Source organism: Hydrogenovibrio sp. 3SP14C1, assembly GCF_029625905.1.
GTDB lineage: Bacteria > Pseudomonadota > Gammaproteobacteria > Thiomicrospirales > Thiomicrospiraceae > Hydrogenovibrio.
The window spans coordinates 22,984-47,209 of the sequence record NZ_JARTLM010000013.1 but is presented as its reverse complement, the minus strand read 5'-3'; the positions used below and the strand labels follow the sequence as shown (position 1 = coordinate 47,209).

General features: G+C 42.2%; 23 protein-coding genes. 5 read left to right on the top strand and 18 right to left on the bottom strand.

All coding sequences use genetic code 11. From position 1 onward, the window contains the following. Positions 1 to 230: 230 nt before the first annotated feature. Entirely contained in the window at positions 231 to 1,076 is an 846-nt protein-coding gene (locus P8629_RS10860) for an SDR family NAD(P)-dependent oxidoreductase (protein WP_278166155.1), read from the top strand. Further along, positions 1,063 to 3,297: a patatin-like phospholipase family protein gene (locus tag P8629_RS10855; protein ID WP_278166154.1), complete on the top strand. Its 2,235-nt coding sequence runs from the start codon at positions 1,063 to 1,065 to the stop codon at positions 3,295 to 3,297. The genes P8629_RS10860 and P8629_RS10855 overlap by 14 nt, the downstream gene beginning before the upstream one ends. 11 nt (positions 3,298 to 3,308) lie before the next feature. On the opposite strand, the gene P8629_RS10850 is transcribed toward P8629_RS10855, so the two are convergent. The 9 genes from P8629_RS10850 to carA form a co-directional block, all read right to left on the bottom strand. Further along, positions 3,309 to 3,641, bottom strand: a complete 333-nt coding sequence (locus tag P8629_RS10850) for a thioredoxin family protein (protein WP_278166153.1) — start codon at positions 3,639 to 3,641, stop codon at positions 3,309 to 3,311. Between the two features lie 58 nt (positions 3,642 to 3,699). Continuing rightward, positions 3,700 to 4,596 (bottom strand): ROK family protein, encoded by an 897-nt coding sequence (locus P8629_RS10845; protein ID WP_278166152.1) that lies wholly within the window; start codon positions 4,594 to 4,596, stop codon positions 3,700 to 3,702. A gap of 1 nt (position 4,597) precedes the next feature. Next, the gene (locus tag P8629_RS10840; RefSeq protein ID WP_278166151.1) at positions 4,598 to 5,254 is read right to left on the bottom strand and encodes a class I SAM-dependent methyltransferase; all 657 of its coding nucleotides are present in this window, start codon (positions 5,252 to 5,254) and stop codon (positions 4,598 to 4,600) included. A 26-nt stretch (positions 5,255 to 5,280) separates the two neighbouring features. Then, positions 5,281 to 6,093 (bottom strand): ferritin-like domain-containing protein, encoded by an 813-nt coding sequence (locus tag P8629_RS10835; RefSeq protein WP_442908699.1) that lies wholly within the window; start codon positions 6,091 to 6,093, stop codon positions 5,281 to 5,283. Between the two features lie 87 nt (positions 6,094 to 6,180). Further along, positions 6,181 to 6,543 (bottom strand): hypothetical protein, encoded by a 363-nt coding sequence (locus tag P8629_RS10830; RefSeq protein WP_278166150.1) that lies wholly within the window; start codon positions 6,541 to 6,543, stop codon positions 6,181 to 6,183. A 129-nt stretch (positions 6,544 to 6,672) separates the two neighbouring features. Further along, a complete protein-coding gene (locus P8629_RS10825) occupies positions 6,673 to 7,113 on the bottom strand; it encodes a DUF4149 domain-containing protein (protein WP_278166149.1) in 441 nt (146 codons plus the stop codon). 39 nt (positions 7,114 to 7,152) lie between these two features. Beyond that, positions 7,153 to 7,629, bottom strand: coding sequence for a transcription elongation factor GreA (greA, locus tag P8629_RS10820; RefSeq protein ID WP_278166148.1), 477 nt, complete (start codon positions 7,627 to 7,629; stop codon positions 7,153 to 7,155). A gap of 84 nt (positions 7,630 to 7,713) precedes the next feature. Then, the gene (gene carB, locus P8629_RS10815; protein ID WP_278166147.1) at positions 7,714 to 10,926 is read right to left on the bottom strand and encodes a carbamoyl-phosphate synthase large subunit; all 3,213 of its coding nucleotides are present in this window, start codon (positions 10,924 to 10,926) and stop codon (positions 7,714 to 7,716) included. Positions 10,927 to 10,943: 17 nt separating this feature from the next. Continuing rightward, positions 10,944 to 12,080, bottom strand: a complete 1,137-nt coding sequence (gene carA, locus P8629_RS10810; protein WP_278166146.1) for a glutamine-hydrolyzing carbamoyl-phosphate synthase small subunit — start codon at positions 12,078 to 12,080, stop codon at positions 10,944 to 10,946. A 379-nt stretch (positions 12,081 to 12,459) separates the two neighbouring features. On the opposite strand from carA, the gene P8629_RS10805 reads away from it, so the two are divergent. Next, on the top strand, positions 12,460 to 12,684 hold the full coding sequence (locus P8629_RS10805) for a DUF2798 domain-containing protein (RefSeq protein ID WP_336618926.1): 225 nt from the start codon (positions 12,460 to 12,462) through the stop codon (positions 12,682 to 12,684). Between the two features lie 6 nt (positions 12,685 to 12,690). On the opposite strand, the gene P8629_RS10800 is transcribed toward P8629_RS10805, so the two are convergent. From P8629_RS10800 to hrcA, 9 genes are all read right to left on the bottom strand, one after another. Further along, on the bottom strand, positions 12,691 to 13,908 hold the full coding sequence (locus tag P8629_RS10800; RefSeq protein WP_278166145.1) for a multidrug effflux MFS transporter: 1,218 nt from the start codon (positions 13,906 to 13,908) through the stop codon (positions 12,691 to 12,693). 153 nt (positions 13,909 to 14,061) lie between these two features. Beyond that, on the bottom strand, positions 14,062 to 14,487 hold the full coding sequence (gene arfB, locus P8629_RS10795; RefSeq protein ID WP_278166144.1) for an alternative ribosome rescue aminoacyl-tRNA hydrolase ArfB: 426 nt from the start codon (positions 14,485 to 14,487) through the stop codon (positions 14,062 to 14,064). A gap of 23 nt (positions 14,488 to 14,510) precedes the next feature. After that, positions 14,511 to 15,026: a DsrE family protein gene (locus P8629_RS10790; protein WP_278166143.1), complete on the bottom strand. Its 516-nt coding sequence runs from the start codon at positions 15,024 to 15,026 to the stop codon at positions 14,511 to 14,513. Between the two features lie 106 nt (positions 15,027 to 15,132). Further along, positions 15,133 to 15,288 (bottom strand): DUF2986 domain-containing protein, encoded by a 156-nt coding sequence (locus tag P8629_RS10785; protein WP_278166142.1) that lies wholly within the window; start codon positions 15,286 to 15,288, stop codon positions 15,133 to 15,135. 148 nt (positions 15,289 to 15,436) lie between these two features. Then, positions 15,437 to 16,237 carry a 4-hydroxy-tetrahydrodipicolinate reductase gene (gene dapB, locus P8629_RS10780; protein WP_278166141.1) on the bottom strand — a complete coding sequence of 267 codons (801 nt, stop codon included), beginning with the start codon at positions 16,235 to 16,237 and terminating at the stop codon, positions 15,437 to 15,439. A 13-nt stretch (positions 16,238 to 16,250) separates the two neighbouring features. Then, positions 16,251 to 17,414, bottom strand: a complete 1,164-nt coding sequence (dnaJ, locus tag P8629_RS10775) for a molecular chaperone DnaJ (protein WP_278166140.1) — start codon at positions 17,412 to 17,414, stop codon at positions 16,251 to 16,253. Between the two features lie 237 nt (positions 17,415 to 17,651). Beyond that, complete coding sequence (gene dnaK / locus P8629_RS10770) at positions 17,652 to 19,568, bottom strand: molecular chaperone DnaK (RefSeq protein ID WP_278166139.1); 1,917 nt, start codon at positions 19,566 to 19,568, stop codon at positions 17,652 to 17,654. Positions 19,569 to 19,708: 140 nt separating this feature from the next. Beyond that, complete coding sequence (gene grpE, locus P8629_RS10765; RefSeq protein WP_278166138.1) at positions 19,709 to 20,269, bottom strand: nucleotide exchange factor GrpE; 561 nt, start codon at positions 20,267 to 20,269, stop codon at positions 19,709 to 19,711. A 141-nt stretch (positions 20,270 to 20,410) separates the two neighbouring features. Next, positions 20,411 to 21,439, bottom strand: coding sequence for a heat-inducible transcriptional repressor HrcA (gene hrcA / locus P8629_RS10760; RefSeq protein ID WP_278166137.1), 1,029 nt, complete (start codon positions 21,437 to 21,439; stop codon positions 20,411 to 20,413). A gap of 189 nt (positions 21,440 to 21,628) precedes the next feature. Here hrcA and P8629_RS10755 point away from each other — a divergent pair, with 189 nt between their 5' ends. Beyond that, positions 21,629 to 22,504 carry an NAD(+) kinase gene (locus P8629_RS10755; protein WP_278166136.1) on the top strand — a complete coding sequence of 292 codons (876 nt, stop codon included), beginning with the start codon at positions 21,629 to 21,631 and terminating at the stop codon, positions 22,502 to 22,504. A gap of 41 nt (positions 22,505 to 22,545) precedes the next feature. Next, positions 22,546 to 24,213 (top strand): DNA repair protein RecN, encoded by a 1,668-nt coding sequence (gene recN / locus P8629_RS10750; RefSeq protein ID WP_278166135.1) that lies wholly within the window; start codon positions 22,546 to 22,548, stop codon positions 24,211 to 24,213. Positions 24,214 to 24,226 lie beyond the last annotated feature (13 nt).

Genomic DNA, 24,226 nt, shown 5'->3' with positions numbered 1-24,226 from the left:
TCGGCAACGCAAATTAATAAATTAAAACAAGCCTATTATTATATAAGAATTTGGCAAAAGTTTGGCTGAAATCCAAGCATTCTTATTGAATTAGCTCTTTTTTGTCCGTTAAACCGTGCATTTTACAAACGATTATGCCTAACCATCTAATTTTATCGTTTTAGGCTACCAAGTTTGATGACTTTGCTCTAAGATAAATGCATTCTTTTTTAACCCATAACTGAGATTGCATGCAAGACACATCAACCATTTTAATCACAGGCTGTTCCAGTGGAATCGGCTATCACACCGCAAAAACATTATTCCAAAAAGGCTATCAGGTCATCGCAACCTGTCGACAAGAAAAAGATGTGGCAAGACTCAATCATGAAGGCATTACTTGCGTACAAATGGATTTGGCAGATTCTGCCTCCATTCAGTCAGCCGTCCAAATCATCTTAACCAGACACCCTGTCATTGATGTCTTATTCAACAATGCCGCATTCGGCTTACCTGGCGCGGTGGAAGATTTAAGCCGCGATGCGTTGCGTTTTCAATTTGAAACCAATGTGTTTGGCACGCAAGAACTCACCAATCTTATTATCCCCATCATGCGCACCCAAAATCATGGAAAAATAGTCTACAACAGTTCAATTTTAGGGTTTGCCGCCATGCAATATCGTGGCGCCTACAATGCAAGTAAATTTGCCATTGAAGGCCTTGCAGACACACTCAGACTCGAACTCAAGGCAGATAACATACAAGTCAGCTTAATTGAACCGGGGCCAATCAGCTCTAACTTTAGAGCAAATGCCTATACGCAATTTAAGCGCTGGATCCAACCAGATCAAAGCGCTCACCAAAAGAATTACCAAGCAATGATTGATCGACTTGAAACAGTCGGCCCTTCCGCCCCCTTCACCCTTGGACCCGAAGCGGTGACACAAAAACTTGAACACATCATTAACAGCCAACGCCCGGCCATTCGTTATCGGGTAACCGTACCGACCATCGCCTTTGCATGGTTAAAACGATTTTTACCAAGCCGTTGGCTAGACTTTCTTCTTATTAAGGCAGGTGGTGATGGCAAACGCTAACTCTTTTTCGATAAAGTGGGTTATTTATCTTTTCATCATCATCAGCAATTCAGCCAACGCCAATCAACCGCCATCAGATTCATCACGCCCTAAGATAGGACTCGTACTTCCTGGTGGTGGCGCTCATGGCTTAGCGCACATCGGCGTTTTAAAGCAATTAGAAAGACTTAACATCCCAATTGATTATATTTCCGGCTCTAGCATGGGGGCAGTCATTGGAGGACTTTACGCCACAGGTCTCAGTGCCAGCCAAATAGAAAGTTTTGTTATCCACGTAAATTGGGATCAAACTTTTACCGATAGCAGTACAAGGCATTTTTTCTCTTTCCGCCAAAAATCAAAACAACTCAATTATTTTGCACAAGGTGAACTTGGTTATGGAAATGGACGTTTTAAATTACCGAATGGGTTGATACAAGGTCAGCAACAAGCAACCATTCTTAAAGGTATGACTCTCGCCAGCAGCACGATTAAAGACTTTGACAAACTTCCCATTCCCTTTCGAGCTGTTGCAACCGATGTGAAAACAGGTGAAGAAGTTGTCTTAAAATCTGGTAACTTATCACAAGCGCTTAGAGCTAGCATGGCCGTTCCTGGAATATTTGCCCCCGTCTTAATCGATGGACGCTATCTGGTTGATGGTGGCGTCACGAATAACACTCCGATTAATGTCGTTCGCGAAATGGGCGCAGATATTGTCATCGTGTCAGATATACATACACCCAATGACCCAAAAATGGAAATGGACTCTTATGTTAATATTGGCGGTCAAATCCTATCAGGGATGATAAATGCCAATAGCTTAAGGCAGTTAAAAACACTAAAATCTAAAGATATCTTAATCCGGCCTACTATCCCGAATTCTATTAGCCCAACCAGCTTTAACGATGCTAAAGAAATCATTCAAACAGGTTCACAAGCTTGCTTAGACCAACAGGCACCACTGAAAAACCTGAGTCATTCTTCTTACACCTCCGCCACACCCCCCAAAACACTCCCAATAATTGACGCCATTGAATTTCATAATGAAACACACATTTCAAACGACGTGATTCGCCACATGGTACACCAAGAAGTTGGTACGCCTATTGATCGGACACAGTTAGAAACGGACATCACCAGACTATATGGATTAGGTTTTTTTGAGCTGGTCACCTATAACATTGAAAAAATTGACCAAAAGAATGTACTGATTATTCATACTGCCCCGCCTTCTTGGGGGCCACATTTTTTTAAATTAAAATTTAATTTAGCGTCGAATCTCGATGACTCTAATCTTTTCAATATAGGCGTGCGTCACACGTATATTCCTGCGAATAACCTTGGTGGCGAATGGCAAAATGAAATTGGGGTAGGTCAAACTCAGTTACTTAAAACATCGTTTTACCAGCCGTTGTCTTTTAGCCAAAAGACCTATATTGAACCTTCATTTCAACTTAAAAAGCAAAACTATACGTTAGGAACAGAGTCCAATCTTTCTGCGGTGCAACTTGAACAACAAACAATGACGCCCAAATTAGAGTTAGGCTACAATCTTTCACCAACCTGGCGAGCTGCAATTTCTTATGAAAATGAGTTAGGGGATATCATTTTAGGTCGGTATACCAGCTCACAAATAAAAGAACACTACAATGATCACATCTTTAGCTTCAGGGTTCAACATGACAACCTAGACCAAGTCACTTTTCCACGACGCGGAACCTTGCTAAACATGTCTTATCACAATACATTTGACCGTCTAGATCAACAAGCCAGTAAAGTGATCGAATATAAAGGGTTACTATCAAGTTATTTTTCCTACCAACGTCATACGTTTAATGTACACCTTGAGGCTACCGACATCGAAGCCAAGAATAGCGATGACATTCATCGTTTCTACACTTTAGGCGGTTTTCAAAGACTCTCAGGTTATTCAGAAGATGAATTAATTGGTAACCAACTGCTCTTTGCTAAGGTCAAATATTTATATCGACTCTCAGCAAGCACTAATCCATTGGATTTTCCTTACTACCTCGGAGCAACACTAGAAGCAGGAAATCTGTACGATAAATATAATCTTACGACTGGAACCTCATCTGATATCAGTTGGGACAACACCAAACAAGCAGGCAGTATTTTTATAGGGATGAACACCGTTATGGGCCCCCTTTACTTTGCCTATGGCTACCACAATAGTCAAAGACAGTCACTCTATCTATATTTTGGCCATGCGTTGAATTAAATAACGATACATCAGCCTTCAAACAACAACTGATAAGGTCGCTCAATTTCTTGCATTACTTTTTGCAGGCTAAAACTTCTCACCTCTTCGATGAAACGCTGTCCGGTAAAAAACACTTGTAATGTCGGCAGCGTAAACACGCCTTGTTGCGCGCACACATCTGTCTTTTCATGGCAATCCACATAGACCATTTTAATGTTTGGATATTGTGCTTCGACCAATTCAATCAATTTAGGTTTAATAGAATGACAAACATTACACTCTCGACCACCAAACAATACCAACAATGCATCTTCATCTCGTTTTAAACCTTCTAACGTTTCCAGCGAAGTAATATCTTGCATATCTTTCCTTTGTATAAACTGTCAAAAACAGCCAGGCCTGGCTATTTTAAGAAACCGATTAATCTGTTTTGCTCAACCAGGCAGCACCGCGAACGCCACTGGAATCACTCCATTTCGGAGGAACAAGGCGCGTTTGCACTTGATCACTAAACACCCATTGTCCCCAAAGCTCTGGCACACGTTGGTATAAAAACTCAATATTAGACAACCCGCCTCCAAGCACAATGACATCAGGGTCAATAATATTAATGATACTTGCTAAGCCTTTAGCGAGCCAAGTCGCATAAATCTCAAGCATTTCTTTCGCGGCGGTATTGCCTTGCTTGGCAAAAGCGGCAATTTCTCTTGCGGTCAATATTTCACCTGTTACCATTTCATAATGTTTTGACAATCCAGGTCCGGATAAAAACGTTTCAAGACACCCGCTTAAACCACAATAACATTCATGCTCAATGTCTTGCGAAGTACGCCAAGGCAAAGAGTTATGTCCCCACTCTCCTGCGATGGCATTCAATCCGTTTACAATATGCCCATCGACAATCAAACCGCCACCGCAACCGGTCCCTACAATCACGCCAAAAACAACCTCTTCACCAGCAGCCGTGCCATCTGAAGCTTCGGATAACGCCAGGCAATTTGCGTCATTCGCCAAACGAACTGTCATATTCAATTGCGCCGCCAAATCACCCTGTAAATCCTGTCCAATCAAACAGGTTGAATTGGCATTTTTGATCTTTCCTGTCTTTTTTGAAATTGCACCAGGAATACCGACCCCAATATGACGAAAAGGACCATACAGACTTTCTGCATCTCGAACCAGGGAAACAATGGCTGCAACCGTTTTTTCATAATGACCTTGCGGAGTGTCTATACGCTCACGAAACATCACTTGGTTGTTAACACCCAAAACCACAATTTCGATTTTAGTGCCACCTAAATCAATACCGACTTTCATATCACTTTTCCATCCTGGTTAAACAAACCGTAAAGTCATTGGGAAGGTAATCTTGTCTGACCAACACATTGTTTGCAAATCCCTTACAAAAAGACGCTATCTCACTCGAATCAAAACTTTGTAAATCAGGTCGTGAATGACTCCATTCATGGCTTGCATCCAGTAAATTAAATACCACACCCTGCCGGCAAAGCGCATACATTTTTTGAATCATTGCCTGAGCATATTCCCCTTCCTGACCCGGAGAATCTACCACTTCATTCATTGCTCCTGAACACACAACCCAATCAAAGGAGGCTTGTGGCCACTCAAAATCAAACAGCTCCCCTTGTAACAAATGAATATCACCATGTTTGAATTGTCCTGCTCGAACCATATCAGGAGAAACATCAATACCGGTATAATTCACCTGAAGCCCCGCTTTTTTTAGATAATCACAAAGATCACCGAACCCACAACCAACATCCAGTATACTAATGACATGATCTGCTTCTACAGACTGGCTATTCAAACGAATAAAATCAATAAGAATGTCAAAACGCTTTTCCTGAACTGATTGATCTCGCCAAAATAGAGCAGTCGCTTCATAACCTCTTTCTTGAATAGAGTATTGATGGCGTTTAATAATCCGCTGACGATGCTTATCACTGAGTTTCATAAAAAAATCTTTTAAAAGTCATTTTATTAGGCTGTTTCCAAGCTCTTTAACCAATTAATTTCTTCTTCACTAAACCCCGCATCCTGACGGGCTTCAAAATTAAAAGGCCCTCTCAAATCACCATGGAAATAATTTTTAATAACATCGGTGAACGTGTCAAAGGGATTTAATTGACGCTGCTCGCATAAATAGCGAAACCATCTTGTTCCCACTTCTACATGACCAATCTCATCACGTAGCAGTATCTTGAGAACTTCAACGCCCCGCTTGTCACCTATCGCTCGTAGCTTGTGGATCATGCTGGGTGTCACATCCAACCCTCTTGCTTCTAATGTACGAGGCACTAACGCCATTCTAACCAGTGGATCATGATCGGTTTCATACGTCGTCACCCAAAGTCCATTATGTGCCGGAAAATCGCCATACTCAAACCCTAGATGATACAAGTGTTCTCGCACCATCTGAAAGTGATATGCTTCCTCTCCAGCCACACCAAGCCAATCTCGATAATACTCTCTAGGCATAGCTTGAAAACGATAAATGGCATCTAAGGCAAGATTCACCGCATTAAACTCAATATGTAAAATCGAGTGCATTAAAGCACCATGCCCTTCTTTTGATCCCAAGCGTCTACGAGGCAGATCTTTAGGCGGTACTAAATCGGGTTTCAGAGGTCGCCCTGCTTCAGGAACCTTATGAATGGTTTTCGTCGGTTCAAAACTAAAGGCATCTTCAGTCCAATATTGTTGCAACAATTGTAACTGCCGAACCTTTTGGTCTAAATCTGTTTCCATCAAACAGTCATACACTTGTTCAAATAAATTATAGCTCACGGTCATCTCTTAATTTTTGAAGGAAAGATTTTTAACAGTCAGAAACAAAAAAACCGGCTCTAGGCCGGTTTTTTCAGTCCTTCACAAGAGGGCTTACTTATTGAAGTAGTAAGCTGCTTGTAGGTAAGGGGTACCACGATATTGCTTAGCGTCAATTGAATCAAACAATTTAGCCCACTTAGCACGATCGTCAGCCGTCATGACAGAAGAAGGATTACGAGCAACTGTTTTGTCGCCATACTTAGCTTCGATCTTGCTCAGCTCACCAAAACACTCAACTAGAGTTGTTTTTTGCTCATAAGCGCGGGCTGCTTCAGACCCTTTTGTATTTGCTAGCTTGATAATGTTATCGCCGTCTGCAACACACTGGTCATATTTAGACTCTGCTGCTTGAGCATTTAAAGAAAACACAGCAACAGCTGCTGCGAAAAGTGCTTTTAGTGTCAATTGTTTCATTCAATCACTCCAAATATTAGGACTTAATTATTTAACGAATCTATTTTCGACGTTTTCGGCTTAAATTGCAACAGAAATTCGCTGCTTTACACTAGAAAATAATTAATCACGCATAAGCTGAGCTTATACTCAAACCCCTTTGTCAAAGGACGCTGAATAAGTTCTTTGGTAAACGACGAGCCACCAAAACAAGACAAAGCCTAACGTTAGCATAAAAATAATTTGGGAAACTGCATGCCACCCCGAAAAATTCATTGATAAAACGGTTGCATCCGCTCCCAAAATCTTCAATTTCGTCATTAAAGGAAACACATAAAAACCATTCCCCAAAACCAGTCCCAAGGACGCTAGCAACGAACTATGTTTTTTAAATCCAAATTGTTTTTTTATAAACAAGATTCCCAAAATAGCGATAAGGATCAATACATCAGCTAGATAAAGGCCTGATAGTAATTGCTCCATAATACTCCCCGCTTTGGTTGACGCTAGCTGTTTAAAAAGCACACTGGCGACAATATACCCAATGGTTATATTAATGGATAAAAATGTGACGACCAGAGCCTGTATCATGAAACCTCTTCTTTCTATCGTTTTATTGTAAAGAAACGGTCAAACGTATTGAATCTCGACAATTTCGTATTCAATATTACCACTTGGTGCTTTAACCGTAATTTCCTCACCCTCTTCTTTAGCAATCAAAGCTCGGGCAATAGGTGAATTAACGGATATCTTATTATGTTTAATATCGGCTTCTTCTTCACCCACAATCTTGTAGGTTACTTCTTCTTCTGTTTCTACGTTCAGAATAGTGACACTTGAACCAAAAACCACTTTTCCATTTGGATTCAATTTAGTCACATCAATAATCTGCACACTACCCAGTAGAGATTCGATTTGTTTGATTCGTGCTTCCATCAAACCTTGCTGTTCTCTTGCAGCATGATATTCGGCATTTTCTTTTAAATCACCATGCTCTCTCGCTTCTGCGATTGCATTTGAAACAGCTGGTCGTTCAACTTTCTTTAAGTGTTGTAATTCTTCTTGAAGCGCATCTGCGCCTTCTTTTGTCATAGGATGTCTTTGCATTTTATATTCCTCACAACGTTTCTTTAAAACAAAAAACGCCAAGACATTCTGTCTCGGCGCTCTCTGTCGAACAGTAATTTTTGACTAAACTACTTGGAGTTTCGTTACTTTTTGATTATCCAAATAATCCATCGATGCGACCATTGCCAAGGCACCAGCCATTGTTGTCGTGTAACATGTTTTATGCATCAATGCTTCACGGCGAATACTAGATGAATCCTTAATACTAACAGAACCATCAGAGGTATTCACAATCAAATCTACTTCTTCGTTTACGATTGAATCTACAATATTTGGACGCCCTTCTGTGACTTTATTCACAATTTCACATTCAATACCGGCTTCTTCCAATGATTTTGCGGTGCCACGCGTTGCTAGAATTGTAAACCCTTTCTTGATAAGCTTTTTAGCAAGGTCAATCACTTTAACGCGGTCTGCTTGTCGAACACTTAAGAATGCCTTACCAGATGTTGGAAGAATCGTTCCACTTGCAAGCTGAGCTTTTTGATAAGCCTCTGCAAAAGTTTCACCAACCCCCATTACTTCGCCCGTAGACTTCATTTCTGGCCCTAAAATAGGGTCAACACCTAAGAACTTAATAAATGGAAAGACCGCTTCTTTGACAGAGAAGTAAGTTGGACGAACTTCTTTGGTAAAGTTCTGGGTAGCCAATTTTTGACCCACCATACAACGTGCAGCAATTTTTGCAAGAGGACTTCCAATCGCTTTTGATACAAATGGTACTGTTCTTGAAGCACGTGGATTGACCTCCAACACATAAATATCTTCACCTTTTACAGCAAACTGAGTGTTCATCAACCCGACCACATTCAAAGCCAGAGCCATTTTTTCAACCTGACTACGAATTTCATCTTGAATATGCATTGGAATGCTATAAGGCGGTAAAGAACATGCTGAATCACCAGAGTGAATCCCTGCTTGCTCAATATGCTCCATCACACCACCAATAACGACTTGCTCACCATCGCAAACCGCATCAACATCCAACTCAACTGCATCATCCAAGAAACGATCCAGTAATACTGGCGAGTCATTTGAAACTTTTACCGCCTCTGTCATATAACGCGTCAAATCACTGTCGTTATAGACGATTTCCATCGCTCGACCACCTAATACATAAGAAGGTCGAACCACTAACGGGTATCCAATTTCATTGGCTAATGCCAAAGCTTGATCTTCACTGCGTGCTGTTCTGTTTGGTGGCTGTTTCAATTCCAGACCATGCAATAACTGCTGGAAACGTTCTCTATCTTCTGCCAAGTCAATCGACTCAGGAGAGGTTCCTATAATCGGTACCCCTGCTGCTTCCAAATCTTCGGCCAATTTTAATGGTGTCTGCCCACCATACTGGACAATCACCCCTTTAGGCTTTTCAACTTCGACAATTTCAAGCACATCTTCCAATGTCAGCGGCTCAAAATACAAACGATCAGACGTATCGTAATCTGTTGAAACCGTTTCAGGGTTACAGTTCACCATAATGGTTTCATAACCATCTTCACGCATCGCCATCGCGGCATGAACACAACAATAATCGAACTCAATCCCTTGTCCTATGCGGTTAGGACCGCCACCCAGCACCATGATTTTTTCACGGCCTGATGGATTGGCTTCGCACTCTTCTTCATAAGTCGAGTACATATAGGCCGTTGACGTTTCAAATTCTGCCGCACACGTATCAACACGCTTATAAACCGGACGAACATTTAAAGTATGACGGAACTTGCGAATAAACGCTGCATCCGTAGAAAGTAAATCAGCCAAACGGTTATCAGAAAACCCTTTGCGCTTCAGGTTACGAAGCATTGCTTCATCCAACGCATCTAAACCACGTTGCTTGATATCATCTTCCATATCAATCAACTGCTTAATTTGCGACAAGAACCAAGGATCAATTTTTGAAACTTCAAAGACGGTTTCTAAACTCCAACCTGCACGGAAAGCATCACCGACATACCACAAACGATCTGGACCGGGTGCACGAAGTTCCTGGCGAAGAATACCTTTAACGTCTTTTTCATCCATCGTTGCCAAAGGAATAATTTCATCAAAACCATTTTTGCCAGTTTCAAGACCACGCATGGCTTTCTGAATTGATTCTTGGAAGTTACGACCCATTGCCATCACTTCACCCACCGATTTCATTTGTGTTGACAAACGTTTATCGGCTTGTGGGAATTTTTCAAATGTGAAACGAGGAATCTTTGTCACAACGTAATCAATAGACGGTTCAAATGAAGCAGGTGTTGCCCCATCGGTAATATCGTTACTCAACTCATCTAGCGTATATCCAACCGCCAATTTGGCTGCAACTTTTGCAATTGGGAACCCGGTTGCTTTTGAAGCCAACGCGGAAGAACGGGAAACACGAGGATTCATCTCGATGATGATCATACGACCCGATTCTGGGTTGATTGAGAACTGAACGTTAGACCCACCGGTTTCAACGCCAATTTCACGCAAAACTGCCAATGAGGCATTTCGCATAATTTGATATTCTTTATCTGTTAACGTTTGAGCCGGTGCAACCGTGATTGAGTCACCTGTATGAACCCCCATCGGATCCAGGTTTTCAATTGAACAAATGATGATGGCATTATCATTCTTATCACGAACCACCTCCATCTCATACTCTTTCCAACCCAGAATGGACTCTTCAATCAAGAGTTCTTTCGTTGGTGAAAGATCCAAACCAAATTTACAGATTTGTTCAAACTCGGTTTTATTGTAGGCAATACCGCCACCAGAACCACCCAATGTAAAAGAAGGACGAATAATCGTTGGAAACCCAACTCTTTCCTGAATCTGCCAAGCTTCTTCCAAATTATGAGCAACATCAGAAACCGGCATATCCAAACCGATTTTCGTCATCGCTTGACGGAAACGATCACGATTCTCTGCCTTATCAATCGCATCAGCATTCGCACCGATCAATTCAACATTAAATTCTTTTAACACACCGTGGTTGTCTAAATCCAACGCGCAGTTTAAAGCCGTTTGCCCGCCCATTGTTGGTAAAATCGCATCTGGACGCTCTTTCGCGATAATATTACGAACGGTTTTCCATTCAATCGGCTCGATATAAGTGGCATCCGCCATTTCCGGGTCCGTCATAATGGTGGCTGGGTTTGAGTTCACCAAGATAACGCGATAACCTTCTTCTCTCAGGGCTTTACAAGCCTGAACACCCGAGTAATCAAATTCGCAGGCCTGTCCAATAATGATAGGACCGGCACCAATAATCAGAATACTTTCTAAATCACTTCTTTTTGGCATCTTTATCTTCCTATCACTTATGCTTGTTTGTATTTTTTAATATTTTCAATAAATTGGTCGAACAATGGCGCCACATCATGAGGGCCCGGACTCGCTTCTGGGTGACCTTGGAAACTAAATGCCGATTTGTCTTTACGCTGAATACCTTGCGATGTCCCATCAAACAAAGAGCTATGCGTAGCTTCTAAGCAATCAGGCAAAGAATCTGCATCCACCGCAAAACCATGATTCTGTGCAGTAATCATCACTTTTTTAGTTTTCAGGTCTTGAACCGGATGGTTACCACCGTGATGACCAAACTTCATTTTGAGGGTTTTTGCGCCTGAAGCGAGCGCCAGCAACTGATGTCCTAAACAAATACCAAACACTGGAATATCGGTATTCAAAACTTCTTGAATGGCTTGAATTGCATAATCACATGGCTCCGGATCGCCTGGACCATTTGACAGGAAAATACCATCTGGTTTCATTGCCAATACGTCAGCCGCCGGCGTCTTAGCTGGAACAACGGTCAGTTTACAACCACGATCTGCCAGCATACGTAAAATATTGCGCTTGATTCCATAATCAAATGCAACCACGTGATATTCAGACTTATCAGAACAATCGACATGCCCGTTCTCGAGCGACCAAGTACCTTCCGTCCAAACATAGGTTTCAGAGGTTGTGACTTCTTTCGCCAAGTCCATTCCTTTCAGACCCGCAAAGGTTTTGGCTTTAGCGATGGCAGCATCGGCATCAATATTCTCACCCGCGACAATCACGCCTGACTGAGCACCTTTATCACGAAGGATACGGGTTAATTTACGCGTATCGATATCTGAAATCGCCACCACGCCCTGTTCTTTCAAATAATCCGGCAATGACTTTTCGGCACGAAAATTACTCATCAGTGGTGGGCAATCTCGAACGATTAACCCCTGCGCCATAATGGAAGGAGATTCTTCGTCTTCTTCGTTCACACCAACATTCCCAATATGAGGATAAGTCAAAGTAACAATTTGTTTGTAATAAGAAGGATCTGTCAGAATTTCTTGGTAACCGGTTAAAGAAGTATTAAAAACCACTTCCCCTACGGTTTCACCTTCTGCTCCCAGAGAAATACCCCAAAAAAGGGTCCCGTCTTCTAAAGCTAATAAAGCTGTGTGTGTCATTGATTTTTTCCGCCCAACAGAAATGCAAAACTTTTTGAGGAGCACATATAAAAAAACGGAGCCAATTCCCTCGCAGGAACTCACTCCGTTTTTTTAGAAATTAGTGATTTTCACTAGCATTCCAGTACCGACCCCAATAAGCTAAAGTCATAAAAATAATATGACGTGAATTGTACTTTATTCAAGGATTTCTGTCTATATCTAAAAGTGAATCAGATGAGAATTATTGCAAATTAAATCACACACTGACACTCAAAATTTTGTAAGACTTGGTTTGTTTTTTTGCACAACCTTATGCAGGGTGCTTATACGATGACTCATCTTGTCTAAATAGGTTTAAATCTATTACAATAGTTTCCTTTTACTCGAGTTCCAAATCATGCTTTCGCAACAATATCACCGTCTAGTGTCTGCTTTTATTATGTCTATTTTAATGGTTTTTATCATGACTGCGGTCATCACCGCCGTTAACACAGGAATAGAGGGAGATTTCCTGAACCGCTGGTGGGAAGCCATGATTGTCGCTTGGCCGATAGCATTCATCATCATTTTACTAATCAGCAAGCATGTTCAAAAAACCGCTGCGAAAATCTGCTGTAAATAACAGACCTTACGATTCTGAAGTGTGTCCTTCTTTGAGACGCACTTTTGCTAAATTGACTAACACCAGCCAACTCACCAATGACAGCAATAAGATAAACTCAACCACTCTTTCTAAACTGCCATTATGCAGCCCACCCATCGTTAACCCCATCATACCGCCAAAGGCAAAAATACTGGTCCCCATCAAAGCATTTGCGGTTCCTGAAAACTCCGGAAAATAATCCATATAGCAAGACTGAACATTGGGTGTAATTGCGCCCAGCAACCCTAAAATAAAAAACTGAAAAATCAAAACGACATAAACAGACTCTGTTGCCAGCACAATATATCCCCATAAAGAAAGAGATAGAATGACTTGAGTCAACAATGAATAAAACACAATTTGTCGTGGCTCAAACCGTTTTAACAACCCTAGGTTCATCCGATTGAAAAACATGACACCAAGCACGACAATACCAAAATAAAATGGAAAAGAAGCTGAATCAATTGCAAACTTTTCCATATAAATAAAAGGCGACTCTGTGATATACACAAATAAAACACTGCTCGCAAACCCTTGCGCAATCAAGAACCCCAATCCACGCCAGTGCGTCAGGACTTGTCGATAATTCAAGGCAAACTGATACCAAGGTTGAGACTTCATCTGTTGCTGGCGTTCAATCGAGACTGTTTCAGGCAACCCTTTCTCAACAAGAAAAGACAACAACACAGCATAAAAAGCAAGGAACGCAAACACCTGGTGCCAACCACTGATATTGACAATCATCGCGCCAACGCCCGGCGCAAGCAAAGGCGCAATCAACATCACCAATGCGATCATCGAAAAAACTCTAGCACTTTCTTTACCTGAATAAAGATCCCGCACAATGGCCGCTGAAACCACAGTAGCAAAACCGCCCCCCACTGCTTGCAACACTCGCATCACATAGAGTTGCTCAATTTGCATGGAAAACATGATCAACAAGGAACTGACAAAAAAGATAAGCAATCCAGTTAAGGCGATACGCTTCCGCCCAAAACGATCTGACAAAGGCCCACCAATTAACTGGCCCAGGGCAAAGCCTATTAAAAACAACGGCACGGTCAAACTGACATGATTGACTGTTGATGATAAAGCGGTTGCCATTTCGGGAATTGCAGGCAAATAGGTATCGACCGCGAATGGGGTCAATGCAACGAGAAGACCAAGACGCGGGGCCAATTGTCGGGCGGACAAGGTTTGCATAATAGAAGGCTCTCTCCATCGAAAAGAACACCGTTAAACGGTCAAAAAGAATTAAAATGTTACAATATAGTAACACACAATAATTAACTTAATAATCGTTTAATCATCAAATACAGCCAGGCCTGGCTGTTTATTTAAAGAAAAAAAGGCATGCTAATCAAGCTGCACCTTTTGTCGTAATGCTTTGGTTCGACCTTTTTTCGTTTTACTTTCCAGGCGACGACGCTGAGAGCCTTTAGTGGGTTTAGTCGCTACGCGCCTTTTCTTCACCACAGCGACGGATTTAATCAACATTCGCAAACGTTCTAAAGCACTTTCCCGATTTGCTTCCTGCGTTCGAAATTGTTGTGACTTAATCACCACTACACCCTGCTTGGTAATACGAGAATCTTGTAACGCAAGCAATCGTTGTTTGTAAAAGTCAGGCAAAGAAGACGCCGCAATATCAAAACGTAAATGAATCGCCGAAGCGACCTTATTCACATTTTGTCCGCCAGCGCCTTGCGAACGAATCGCCGTAAGCTCAATTTCGTTACCTGGAATAGAAACCGTATTGGAAATAACTAACAAGTCGAGCATGTCCTATCATAAAATTAAATTGGTTAGAAAAACTTAATGTAAGCATAACCTTGCTGCTGCAGGTCAATCATTCGGGTATAAGCATCAAACACGAGTTTCACACCGGGCAAAACGTCCTCTGCCGTCCAGCCATACCCTTTCATTGTCACATGGCATATTTCAACACTGACACCAAGACCCAACAGGTCCTGAACGACTTTTTTGTTCGCATTCACATCAAAAGGGTTACCAGTAAACTTTTGATAAGGCTTATCTTTTAACAACCAGTAGGCTGCGGCACCATGTACTACAACACTAATATGCAGCTGCTTATTTGAAACACCTTGCTTTTGATAGGCCTGTAACAAGCCTCTGACGTAATATAACCCTTTTCCAATACCCGCCTGGATGTTGTTTTGGTTAATATCGTAAACAACTTTAATATCTTGTTTATTTTTAACCGTCAAAATATCCGGATTGGCAGAGTACGAAAGACTTGAGAACAATAATGCACTGAGTAAAAAAGCAATTTTTTGAGCGTATCGAAGTGAATTCACCATAGATCTTCTCCTTGACAAGATAGATGCCAGACGACACCCTTCCTAAAATATATTACTTTTTTTACTCCCGAAAAAAATGAATAAACCTTTAATTTAAATCAAACTCCTAATCTTCAGAAGTGTTTTTTTGCTCAGCTTCCAATGCCATGGCTTCCCTTTCTGCTTTCGGGATATAACGTTCTTTCTTTTTAGGGCTTTTTTTCGCACTGGCATTTTTCAGGCGTTTAGCGATTTTCTGCGAAATTTTTTTCTTGCGGTTCATGTCAGGTCAACTCTTATGAATTAATAATGGCGTAATGCTATTTTACTATATCAATGTTTTTTATGGATAAATTGATCTGCCCCGTCCTAAAATAAAAAAGGCGTTCACATCAGGAACGCCTTTTATACAGAACTTATTTGAAAATCGACTAACGCAGATTCAATACGTCCTGCATATCATACAATCCTGTTTGCTTATCGGCCAACCAGTTACAAGAACGCGCCGCGCCTTTAGCAAAAGTCATTCGACTTGATGCTTTATGCGTAATCTCTACACGCTCACCTTCTGTCGCGAATAAAACAGTATGGTCACCAACAATATCTCCAGCGCGCACGGTCGCAAAGCCAATCGTATTCGGGTCGCGCTCACCGGTTATGCCTTCGCGGCCATAAACAGCGCATTCTTTTAAGTCACGACCTAAAGTTTCCGCAACCACTTCTCCCATACGTAATGCTGTACCGGAAGGCGCATCCACTTTATGGCGGTGATGCCCTTCGATCACTTCAATATCATAGCCTTCATTCAAAACTTCTGCCGCTTGCTTAAGAAGCTTTAATGCCAGATTCACCCCGACACTGAAGTTGGCCGCAAAGACAATCGCAATGCGCTGCGCCGCCTCTTTAATAACTTTTAAACCGTCTTCATCAAATCCAGTAGTTCCGATGACTATTTTCTTATCATGCGCCAAGCAGACTTTAATATTATGAAGCGTGGTATCCGGTGTCGTAAAATCGATTAATACATCAAAGTCGTCTGCCACCAACTCAATTTGATCAACAATTTTCACACCTAAAGTACCAACGCCAGCAAGCTCGCCAGCGTCAGCACCAACAAGAGAGGAACCGGGGCGTTCAATGGCTGCGGATAATTTTAATCCGTCAGTCTGGTTGACCGCGTCAATTAAATTTTTTCCCATACGACCCGATGCACCAATAACGGCTACTCTCATATTCCTCTCCTAATTAATTCCAAGGCCCATCTTTTTTGTCTTTGCCTTCATCTTCGTCATCGCCTTTAAAGAAAGCTTTGACAGAATCAAAAAAACTATGTGTTTTCGGGCTGTGCTGCTTATGATGCTTGCCTTGTAAACTTTCGTCAAATGCTTTTAACAGTTCTTTCTGTTCAGAAGTCAACTTCACAGGGGTTTCGATATGCACTTCAACAATCATATCGCCTATATGCGATGAACGCACCGACTTCACACCTTTGCCGCCTAATTTAAAGCGCTGCCCCGATTGAGTACCCGCTGGAATTTTTAGATTCGCCTTGCCACTTAAGGTCGGCACATCCATCGAGCCGCCCAGTGTTGCCGTCGCAAAAGAAAGCGGTAAATCACAGAACAAAGTTGTGCCATCTCGTTGAAAGATTTCATGCTCTTTCACACGAATACGGACATATAAATCACCGTGTGGAGCACCTGGTTCACCGGCTTCCCCTTCACCTTGTAAACGAATACGATCCCCGTTATCTACCCCAGCCGGAATTTTAACGGAAAGGGTTTTGCTGCTGTGCTTATACCCTTCTCCACGACACGTTTTACATGGCGTTTTAATAAGCTTCCCGGTACCATGACAGTTTGGACAAGATCGAGAAACAGCAAAGAAGCCTTGCTGAACGCGCACTTGACCAATCCCATTACAGGTCGGGCAGGTTTCAACATCAGACCCAGCTTCAGCGCCAGAACCATCACAACTCTCACAGAGTTCTTTGGTTGGAATACGAACATCGACAGTGGTACCACTAAAAGCATCTTCTAAAGAGATTTCCAATTCATACTGCAAATCGTTCCCAGGTTGCGGACCACGAGGCCCTCCCCCAAATCCACCGCCGAAAATATCACCAAAGATATCACCAAAATCTGCGAAGCCACCACCGCCGAAGCCGCCATGACCAGCACTGCCATCCACGCCCGCATGTCCAAACTGGTCATACGCTTGACGTTTTTGCGCATCAGATAACACTTCATAAGCTTCAGAGGCTTCTTTGAATTTATCTTCCGCTTCCTCATTATCTGGGTTTCGATCAGGATGGTAGCGCATCGCCAATTTGCGATAGGCTTTTTTGATTTCCCCTTCTGACGCAGTGGCAGAAACTTCTAGAATTTCGTAATAATCTCTTTTGCTCATAACGGTTTATTTTCTTTTGATCTTTTTAAAAATTAATATTCAAAACAACACTGTTTACTTTTATTTAGCTTAAAAACAACCAGGCCTGGTCATTTTTCAAACACAAAGCCAAAAGACACAGCACTCTTTTGAATCGTAATTAATTCATTAATGAAACATATAAAAACGGGCAATCCCGAAGAATTGCCCGAATTATACCGATTTTGACAATCAATACTCTTTTAACCCGTAAAAGAATTATTTTTTGTCATCGTTCACTTCTTCAAACTCAGCGTCAACGACGTCGTCGTCTGCATTGTTTTCAGAACCTTGCTGCTCAGCACCCGCATCTGCACCTGGCTGTGCATAAGCTTTTTCAGCCAGTTTCTGACTTGCTGTTGCCAAAGCTTGAGTCTTCTCTTCGATGACTGCTTTGTCATCGCCTTTAATAGCTTCTTCAAGGTCCGCAATCGCTTTTTCAATTGCTTCTTTTTCAGAGGCATCAACCCCTTCACCTTGCTCATCTAAAAGCTTCTTGGTGCCGTGAACCATTGCATCCGCTTGGTTACGCGCTTCAACCAATTCTTTTAGTTTCGCATCTTCAGCGGCATGGGCCTCTGCATCCTTAACCATCGCTTCTACTTCTTCTTCAGATAGACCTGATGACGCTTGGATAGTGATGTGTTGCTCTTTGTTCGTCGCTTTATCTTTTGCAGAAACGTTCAAGATACCATTGGCATCAATATCAAACGTCACTTCGATTTGCGGCGTACCACGTTGCGCTGGTGGAATCTCATCTAGGTTGAATTGTCCTAAAGACTTGTTCCCTGATGACATCTCACGCTCACCTTGAAGTACGTGAATGGTTACCGCTGACTGGTTGTCTTCAGCAGTCGAGAAGGTTTGTGATTTACGCGTTGGAATCGTTGTGTTTTTCTCGATCAACTTCGTCATCACGCCACCCATTGTCTCAATCCCTAGAGATAAAGGCGTTACGTCTAAAAGAAGAACGTCGTTCACATCACCTGATAAGACACCCCCTTGAATTGCAGCACCCATTGCCACCGCTTCATCCGGGTTAACATCTTTACGAGGCTCTTTACCGAAGAACTCTTTAACTGCCGCTTGAACCATTGGAACACGCGTTGAACCACCCACCAAGATAACATCATCAATTTCAGAAGCTGATAAACCAGCATCTTTAAGTGCTGTTTTACAAGGATCGATAGAACGCTGAACCAGCCCTTCAATTAGCGACTCGAACTTCGCACGGGTAATCTTCATATTTAAATGCTTAGGCCCCGTAGCATCAGCCGTTACGTATGGCAAGTTAATGTCTGTTTGCTCACGTGAAGAAAGCTCAATTTTAGCTTTTTCAGCGGCTTCACGAACACGTTGAAGAGCCAATTTATCCAGTTTCAAGTCAACATTTTGATCTTTCTTAAACTCGGTTGCGATGTAGTCAACGATCACATTATCGAAGTCTTCACCCCCTAAGAAAGTGTCACCATTGGTTGATAAAACTTCAACTTGCTTTTCACCATCTAGATCAGCAACTTCGATGATTGAGATATCGAATGTCCCACCACCTAAGTCGTAAACCGCGATTTTGCTATCCGTTTTGACTTTATCCATCCCATAAGCCAATGCCGCAGCAGTTGGCTCATTGATAATACGCTTAACTTCTAGACCCGCGATTTTACCGGCATCTTTCGTTGCTTGACGCTGAGAATCGTTAAAGTAAGCCGGTACTGTGATAACCGCTTCCGTCACTTCATGACCTAAATAATCTTCTGCTGTCTTTTTCATTTTCATCAAAGTACGAGCAGACACTTCTTGTGGAGATAATTTCTTATCACCCACTTGTACCCATGCATCGCCATTATCTGCTGCGATAATTTTGTAAGACACCATGTCTTTATCTTTTTCAACCACGGCATCATCTGCACGACGACCAATCAAACGCTTGATAGCGAACAATGTATTTTCAGGGTTTGTCACTGCTTGACGTTTTGCAGAATCCCCAACCAATACTTCACCATCGTCAGCATAAGCAACGATAGAAGGCGTTGTACGTGCACCTTCTGCGTTAGGAATTACTTTTGTTTCTTTTCCTTCCATGACTGCGACACAAGAGTTTGTTGTCCCTAAGTCAATCCCGATAATTCTTCCCATAATCTTCTCCAAATTTCATCGCCATCAGGGGCGAGATATTTTTAACTTTAATTAAAACTTTTAACGTTACGTTGTATATAAGGCAGTTGATTTATTATTCAAGGCTTACATACAATTTTTTTCGCATTTTTTTAAGATTTTTACTCAGCCACCACAACACGTGCTGGACGAACCAAGCGGTCATTTAACACATACCCTTTCTGGAAAACTTCGATCACCATTTGAGAATCATGTTCTGGCGACGGAATCATCGTCATCGCTTCGTGTAATTGTGGGTCAAATTTCTCACCAGCTGGATTAACACGCTCAACATTGAACTTCTGCATGACATCTAGGCATTGCTTGAATGTCATATCCAGACCTTCACGGATACTTTCAATTGTCGCATCTTCTTTTGAAGAAGCATCCAATCCCATTTCCATTGAATCCAAAACCGGTAGCAATTCATTGACAAATTTTTCCAAAGCGAACTTATGAGCGCTTTCGACATCTAATCGCGTGCGGCGTTTTAAATTTTCCATATCCGCCAGCGTGCGCAACGCTAATTCTTTTTGAGATTCCGCTTCTTTCTTTGCTTCATCTAACATGGCTTCAAGATCGTGTTCAACCGCATCCTCTGCTTGATGCGTTTCTTCTGACACATCACCTTCAGCTGTTGCATTATGTTGTTCTTCATTAAGTTCTGTCTTGTTATCAGACATAAAAAATCTCCAAAATATGATATTTTTAATTCACAAGGTTTATAAGGACGCATTTTGTGGATTCAAGCCAAAAAAGAAAAAATTTTAGGGAATTTTTTAAACCCGACAATACGAGATTAAAAAACAGCCAGGCCTGGCTGTTTATTTTCGCAATAGAGAGCTTAAGATTCGAGCCGTCATATCGACTTTTGGAACGATTCTGTCATACGGCATTCGACTCGGACCGACCACACCTAACACCCCCATCACTTCGCCTTCTCGTTCATAAGGCGTGGTGATGACGCTACAGTTTTGATAAGTTTCATTACCGCATTCATTACCAATAAAGACTTGAACACCACTGGCCTGCATACTTTTATTGAGTAGGCTTAACATATCTGAGTGTTCTTCAAAAGAATGGAATAAAGCTTTAAGCTTTTCAGCATCTGCCAATTCATCGTAATTTAACAAATTGGTTTTCCCTGACACAAAATAAGGCGCGCTTTTCTGCATTTTCTGCTCGATCACTTGATCAGTTGCTTCAACAATCGACAGCATCAGCGCATCCATGGTTTTGCGTAACTCGTCCAAACGATCTACCAGCAATCTTTTTACTTCAGATAAATGACGCCCGGCAAAATTTTCATTTAAAAAATTCGCCGCTTGAATCAAGTGGGATGGGGAGACTTCTTCTTCAAATTCAATAATTCGGTTCTGCACATCCTGGTCATTCAAAACCAAAACCACCAAGACACGTTTATTATTGAGCTTAACGAAATCAATATGACGTAAAGTTTCTTGATCTTGATTTGGCAACATCACCAAACTCGCCATGCCCGTCAATCCCGATAAGATATTCGATGCCGAGCCCAATAACTCTTCTTGCGTTTGTGCTTGAGTAAAGCCTTGGTGAATTTCTTGTGTTAAAGAAGAATTTAAAGGTTGAACTGTCAAAATAGAATCGACAAACACTCGGAACCCATGATCGGTTGGTATACGCCCGGCTGAGGTGTGGGGAGAATGGATTAACCCCATTTTCTCCAAATCCGACATCACGTTTCGAACGGTCGCAGAACTCACCGATACATCCGGCAATTTCGCTAATACGGATGACCCGACAGGCTTTCCATCATTTAGGTATAATGCCATCAAGTGTTTAAAAAGTAATTGCGAACGATCATTTAAATTCATAAATAGACTTATTTTTGATTACTGCGTTACGGTTCATGACACGCCTAAATAATCTGAATTAAATAGTATTTCTCAGTTGACTATTTGGCGTGAAGTTATCAGTATTATGGGAACAATTTTTTAATTTTCAAGCAGACTTAAACAAATCCTGTTTAAAACACGATTTGCAAGACATTAAGGACTCGGTCAATGTTTAATAAAATCGGTATTTTTGGTAAATACAGCGGCATTCAATCATGGGATTTGATTGATAAACTGATTTTATATTTTCAAAAGAAAAAGAAAACCGTCATTTTAGATCAACGCTCTTGTGCTGACTTTCCGATAGAGCGCTACGGCATAGCGCGTTTAGAACGTGATGAACTCATGAAAGAGATTGATTTTGCCGTCGTGGTTGGTGGCGACGGAACTTTTCTGGACGTCGCCCGCTATATTGTGGATTACAACATCCCGATTCTTGGCGTCAACTTAGGCCGTTTAGGGTTTTTAACCGATGTTTCCCCTGACACCATGATGGTTACGCTGGACGAAGTGCTGGCAGACGATTACACCTGTGAAGAAAGAACCCTGCTGCACGTCCTGATCAAAAAAGATGGCGAAACCTTATTTGATGAAGTCGCTTTCAATGATGTGGTGTTACACAAAAACGACTCACCGCGCATGATTGAATTCGAAACCTTTGTGGACAACCGTTTTCTGAACAGTCAGCGTTCCGACGGCTTGATTATCGCCACCCCCACCGGATCAACCGCTTATTCTTTATCCGCTGGCGGGCCGATTGTTGATCCCGGTTTGAATGCAATGACACTCGTGTCCATCAACCCACACACCATGAGTAACCGCCCGGTCGTGGTGTCCGGTGACAGCGAAATTTTAATTCGACCGCATGACAATTGTAATGGCACTGCCTCAATTATCTGTGATGGACAGCTGACCTTTCAAATTGAAGCCAAACATGAAACCTATGTGACACGTCATCCCAACTTCATTAAAATGGTTCATCCTAAAAATCATGATCACTATGAACTATTACGCGCAAAACTGAACTGGGGACAAAAACTTTAGTGTAAAGTGCCTTCCCTTGGCTAACGAATTTTGAGAAACCTATGCTACAAGAACTGTCGATTCAAAATCTTGCTCTTATCGAAAAACTTCAACTCAATTTTGACACGGGGTTTACGACGTTAACCGGGGAAACCGGTGCCGGAAAATCTATCTTGCTCGATGCTTTAGGATTGGCATTGGGCGAAAGAGCCGACAGTAGCTTAGTCCGTCACGGCACCCCGAAAGCCGATATTACCGCAGATTTTGACATTACGCATTTGCCACAAGTACAGCTCTGGTTAGCTGAAAATGAACTGGATGAAGACATTGAATGCTTATTGCGCCGAACGCTAACCCCCGAAGGGCGTTCAAAAGCCTACATTAATGGCTTGCCCGCGTCTGTTTCACAGTTAAAAGCGCTCAGCAGTCTCTTGATTGATATTCATGGTCAACACGAACATCAATCTCTGATGCACGCCAACAAACAACTTGAACTGGTGGATGCCTATGCTCAGCATGAAACGTTACTAAACAATACCGCTCAAACCTACCAGGCCTGGCAAACACTCAACCAAGAATACCAAGCCTTACTCAACGACCAGACAGATCGTCAAAGCAAGATTGAACTGCTCAGCTTTCAACAACAAGAGTTCGACAAAGTTCAACCACAAGCTGACGAGTTTGAAACCTTATCAGAAGAGCAAAACAGCTTGTCGCATGCCAATGAAATCAAACAAGCGGTGTTTACTGCCTATGACATCATTGAAGGCGAAAGTGGCGTCACTGAAAAACTGAGCTATGCGATTTCAGAACTGGAAAAAGTCAGTGAATTTTCACCGCAACTGTCCGACGCTTTACAACAACTGAACACCATTCAGATTGAATGCCAAGAAGTCGCAGATGATATCCAGTCACAAAACAACCAAGTCGAACTAGACCCGGAACGTTTACAAACCGTTGATGAGCGTTTATCAGAGCTCTTTGGGTTAGCTAAAAAATATCAGCTTGATCCAGAAGAACTCGTCAACAAACACCAAGAGATCCAGTCTAGCTTAAGCGCCATAATGCAATCAGGTGAATCGCTTGAACAGCTCAAACACAATATTGACCAGGCCTGGTCAGAATTTAATCAAGCGGCTGAAGCTTTAACGACTTCTCGTCAGAAAGCTGCAATAAAACTCGGTCAAACCGTCACCGAAACCATGCAAACACTCGGCATGGAAAATGGCCAGTTTGCCATTGAAATGCTTCCAAGTGAAAAAGCGTCTCGCTTGGGATTAGACAGCACCCAGTTTAAAGTGACGGCTAACATAGGTCAGCCATTACAACCGCTGGCTAAAGTGGCTTCTGGCGGGGAACTTTCCCGAATCAGTTTAGCGATTCAGGTCGCCAGTGCCGAGGTCGCCAGTTTACCGTCTATGATCTTTGATGAAGTAGATGTTGGTATTGGCGGCGGCATCGCGGAAGTGGTCGGCCAAAAAATGCAACAACTAGGGCGTCACCGCCAAATCTTCTCGATCACCCACCTTGCGCAAGTCGCAGCTTATGGCGATCAACAACTGAATATCAGTAAGCAAACCAATAATGACCAAACCACCACTCAGGTGATCGCACTCAAAACAGAAGAACGCGTTCAAGAGTTGGCCCGTATGCTCGGTGGAATGAAAATCACCGAACAAACCTTGAAACATGCGAAAGAGATGCTACAGACGGCACAATCTAACCGCTAGCCCCTTTTCAACC